The organism is Prevotella jejuni (assembly GCF_900187995.1).
Taxonomy (GTDB): domain Bacteria; phylum Bacteroidota; class Bacteroidia; order Bacteroidales; family Bacteroidaceae; genus Prevotella; species Prevotella jejuni.
In genome coordinates this window covers 1-4,933 of sequence record NZ_FZNZ01000073.1, presented here as the reverse complement: position 1 = coordinate 4,933, position 4,933 = coordinate 1, and the positions used below count along the sequence as shown (strand labels likewise).

Sequence of the window (4,933 nt, the reverse complement as noted above, 5' to 3'; positions counted from 1 at the left end):
AAGATTATGATAGGGTTTTGCAAACAATATACATACGGACTAGCATCTACAAATTTTTCCTGCAACGGATCTGTACTCATCCACAGACTCAACCTCGGTTCATAATACCTTGCACCATAGTAGTACATACCCGTTTCCTCGTCAAACTCCTTCGCATTAAAGAGATAAGACGTATTCCAAGTATTGTTGCGTTCTTCTATGAATACTTCGCCAAATGGAACGTATTCGATATGCTGCGATACTTCGCCATCAAGGTTGGTGATGTAGCTACTGCTACCCAAATGGTCAGGATGGTAGTAGAACTGCATCTTTTCGTAATCTTCATTTGGTTTGAAGTTTCCATTTGCAGACCTTGTGCGTGCCATTGCCCTTGCCTGTGTTGCCTCCGGCGTGCCATCGTTGCAGCAGAAGCCTTGACCATTTACATAGTCGTCATTGTCCTTACCATTATAAGGTTGGTCAAACGCCTTGTAGTTATCCTTAATGGATTGCAGTTGCTGACTATATTTTGCCTTATAGTCTACGGTTACACCGTCAGCCTCATTGCCTGCATACGGTATTCGTCTTGGGTCTGCACCATAGCTTGCGAGGTCGCCAAGCTTGCTGACAATACGCTGCGAGCCGATGTAGATATGCTTGGTGTACTTGCCACCTTGTCCTGCCACGAGGTATGGACTGACATAGAGACTGAACCTTGCCGTACCAGTGTTACCACCCGAGAACTCAGAGTTCACATAGATGGCTTCATTCTCGCCACTCGTCTTAACTGTGCGCTCGCCATCGGCATCATACCAATAGTTGCTCACAAATCCGTTCTCATCAGCTGCCAACAAGCGATTCTCCTCGTCCCAACGGTACTTCTGCTCACTTGCCTTTTCATCCTCCTTACCGTCTTTCTTTACACGTGAGGTATTGATATAGACAAGGTTTCCGTTGAGGTCGTAAGTGTACTTGTGTCCGTTGTTGATGTTCGTGCTGTCCGTAGGAGTTTCTTCCGTTCGGTAGTTAATATCACGAACATTGTCAAGCTGGAACTTTCTGCCCGCATCCTTGCCGTAAGTATAAGCGAGTTCGTAGCCTGCATTGAGCGTGCCGTCAAACTGTACGCCCGTCTGTGAGAGGTGTTGCTTCTTGCTTGTGATACGGTGCATATTGTCATAGCCCATCGCAAGGGTGTAAGAAGCCGTCTTATTGTCCGCACCCTGATAAAGTCCCAAAACATTCTTGCTGGTTCATGATTTCGTTGTTTTTTCTTGTAAAGATAGCAAAAGGCAGAAACTTTATCCCTGCCTTTATGCATATTATTAAAGAAATCTTTTGAAAATCAAGTGATTATTTTTACAACTCCCTTTTTGGAGCATTACCCACATAAAAGACTGTTGAATATCTAACAAGAGATAATCGATCTGGAGAAGTTCCTATATGAAATAAAAATCTATATAAATTTTTATTTTTCTTATGATACATATTATTTTTAATTTTCCAATATTCATTTCTTTTCTCTAAGCTATTCAAATATAAAATATTCTTTACCATAAAAATACTATCTTTTTGAAAAATATCAGATAAATATAACTTCCACTCCCTTCCCCTTTTTTTCTCTAAAGAAATCAACATATAAATTTTTTCACTGCTCTTATTATAAAGGGAAAGTGAAATAGTGTCTGAAATAGAATAAACTTTGTTGATAGGTTTAATCTTTATACTATCTAAATCTACTTGTGAATAAGAACTATTGAAATTAAACAATAATAATAACAATAACAATAAATTATTTGTTTTTCTCATTTTTCTTTGTTCCTCCATTTGTTGAATGATTTGGACCAGGGTATTTCACTATTACATCAATTCTATCATGTCCTGCTTTTCGATAATCATTAAGCTTATTAAACAACTCTGTTTCTACTTCTGTACAACCATGCGAATATCCTTTTTGAGAATCATGAAAATAATATGAGTTATTATCTCTTTCTTCATTTGTAGCACCTGTTACTTTGTCTGGAGTTAACGAGGCTCTATTCTTTCCCCATTCTTCATATGTCCAGCCATATCCACGTTTATTGGGATTTTCTACAAAATCAGGAATTTTCTCTATGCCACCACTAGGATTCTTTTTTAATGCACCAGTCTTAGTATCAGTTTCTGCTACTCGATTAGGATCTGGTTTGAGGTTTATGTGATATGTACCTTCAGCTGTAGGCCCCCCATTCCTAACATTTTGATATTTGGCTTTTTGAAGATTCCAATAAGTTCCTTTCGTATCTAACCCCTTATATCCAGATGTGGCTTTAAAAGTGTACATTAAATGTTTTTTATTTCCAACTTTTCCTCCATACCAATAAACTCTGTTACCTACTGATAGTATCCAGTCTCTTCCATCCAAATCCACAAATTTCACAGGATTATTTACACAATATACATATCCTCCAATATTGGGATATTTTTCTTCCATCGGATCCACACTTATCCAAAGGCTCAACCTCGGCTCATAGTACCTTGCACCATAATAGTACATTCCCGTCTCCTCGTCAAACTCCTTGGCATTGAAGAGGTAAGGTGTGTTCCAAGTGTTGTTGCGCTCTTCGATAAATACTTCGCCGAATGGCACGTACTCGATGTGCTGAGCCACCTCACCGTCCAAGTTCGTGATGTAACTTGAGCTTCCCAAATGGTCGGGATGGTAGTAGAACTGCATTCTCTCATAGTCGTCATTCGGCTTGAAGTTGCCATTGACGGACTTTGCCTTCGCACTCCGCATAGCCATCGCCCTTGTCTGTGCAGCCTCCAATGAACCGTCGTTGCAGCAAAAGCCCTGACCGTTTACGTAGTCGTCGTTGTCTTCGCCGTTGTAAGCCACGCCGAAGTCCTTATAGTTGTCCTTGATGGACTGCTGTTGCAAGGCATATTTCGCCTTGTAGTCGACTGTGATGCCGTCCGCCTCGTTGCCTGCGTAGGGAATGCGACGTGGGTCGGCACCGTAAGATGCCAAGTCACCGAGCTTAGATACGATTCTCTGTGAACCGATGTAGATATGTTTGGTGTATCTGCCACCCTGACTTGCCACCAAATACGGACTGACGTATAATGAGAACTTAGCCGTGTTGGTGCGTCCGCCTGAGAACTCGGAATTTACATAAATTTCCTCGTTCTCACCACTCGACTTCACCGTGCGCTCGCCATCGGCATCATACCAATAGTTAGCTATAAAACCGTTCTCATCAGTAGCAAGAAGACGATTTTCTTCATCCCAGCGGTACTTCTGCTCGCCGGCCTTTTCGTCTTCCTTGCCGTCCCTCTTCACACGAGAGGTATTGATATAGACAAGGTTTCCGTTGGCATCGTACTCGTACTTGTGACCGTTGTTAATGGTCGCACTGTCGGTAGGAGTCTCCTCCGTGCGGTAGTTCAGATCACGCACGTTATCCAATTGGAACTTCTTTCCCTCACTGTTCCCGTAGGTATAGGTGAGGTCATAGCCCGCGTTGAGCGTGCCATCGAACTGTACGCCGCTCTGCGAGAGGTGCTGCTTCTTGCTCGTGATGCGGTGCATGTTGTCATAGCGCATGGTAAGGGTATAGGTAGCCGACTTGTTGTCCGCACCCTTGTATGTTCCGCCTGCGCTCGTCAGGCGATACAGTGCATCGTAGCCGTAGGTATGGCTCATCTGACCGCCCGCCTTGCCACCCTGTGGCAGTGGCGCGTTGTTGGCAACCGAAAGTACGTTGCTCACTGCGTCATAGCTGTAGGCATTGTCCATGATGGTGCCTGCCTTGGCATTCACCACGAGGTTCTGCAGGCGACGGCGCTGTGGATCGTAGCTATAGAACGTCTCCGCCCCGTTGCAGTATTTCAGGTAGCTGCGCTGCTCGAACTTGTCGTAGCCAATCTTTTGCACGTAGTCGTAGCCGTAAGACTTGTAGCCGCGCACATGGGTAAGCTGTCCGCCGAGGTTGTAAGAATAAGTAACCTTCTCCTCGTCGGGGTAGATCATCTCCAAGAGTCGGTTGTGGCTGTCATAGGTCCACTGTGTCACGTAGGTGGCAATGGCCTGGTTCGGCACGATCATCGTGCGGCGGGTCTTGACAACCTCGCCCATCTTGCCGTAGAAGTATTCGATGGCACCGCTGCCGTCCTCGCGCAGCATCAGCCTGCCGATGCGGTTCTGCGAGGCATTGCGTCCACCATAGTAGTACTTCACGTTGTTCTCGGGATGGTCGGGGTAGCTGATGGCTGTCAGCCTGGCGTAGTCGTACTCGTAGTTGATGGTCTTGCCTTCCTTCTTGAGGTTGGCGGTCTGCTTGGTGAGCACATTACCCAAGGCATCGTAGGTAAATGTGGTGATACCGCTGGCAGGGTGGTTCACCTCTGTGCGACGGTCGCCCATATCATAGACGGATGTCGTTACGTTGCCCTCCGTGTCTGTTACCTTGACCAATCGGTCGATACCATCATACTCGAAAGAAGTGGTAATGATACCATCGGGTCCGCTGAGTTGCTCGGTCTTCACCGTCTTGCCACTACCATCGGTATAAGTTGCCTGACGATTACCCAACGCATCAGTTACAGTCGTTACGAGTGCATTGCTACCTGCATCTGTAGAGTATTCCGTCTTGGTCTCAGCATTGTCCGGAAGTGTTACTTTCATGGCACGGTCAAGCACGTCATAAACCGTTACGGTTGGCGACACGTTGTCAAAAGCCTTGTTGAAAGTTGTCTTGTTTCCCACTGCTTCGGTTACAGGGTAATAAGCCTTAGCCACACGACCGAAAGCGTCATAGACGTTGCGTCCGCTGACAATCATCACGGTCTCGTCTTTCGGAGCACTACCCTTAGAAGCAGTCGTTACCACACCGTCTTTCTTCACCTGAACGGGACGCCCGAAGCCATCCACGAAGGTTACGGTCTCCATATCATCGCTTGGGTGCTGTATGTC

General features: G+C 45.6%; 3 protein-coding genes. All 3 read right to left on the bottom strand.

What is annotated here, in order from left to right:
• A partial coding sequence (locus CHB62_RS14240; RefSeq protein WP_438268815.1) for an RHS repeat domain-containing protein occupies positions 1-1,151 on the bottom strand: 1,151 nt, incomplete at its 3' end.
• Between the two features lie 187 nt (positions 1,152-1,338).
• Positions 1,339-1,788, bottom strand: coding sequence for a hypothetical protein (locus tag CHB62_RS14235; protein ID WP_089367342.1), 450 nt, complete (start codon positions 1,786-1,788; stop codon positions 1,339-1,341).
• Positions 1,772-4,933 (bottom strand): RHS repeat-associated core domain-containing protein (locus tag CHB62_RS14230; RefSeq protein ID WP_141240452.1); only part of this gene is annotated, 3,162 nt, incomplete at its 5' end. The genes CHB62_RS14235 and CHB62_RS14230, both read right to left, overlap by 17 nt.

Excerpts from the sequence above, each read along its gene's own strand:
- CHB62_RS14235 (WP_089367342.1), bottom strand. The coding sequence starts at position 1,788 with ATGAGAAAAACAAATAATTTATTGTTATTGTTATTATTATTGTTTAAT.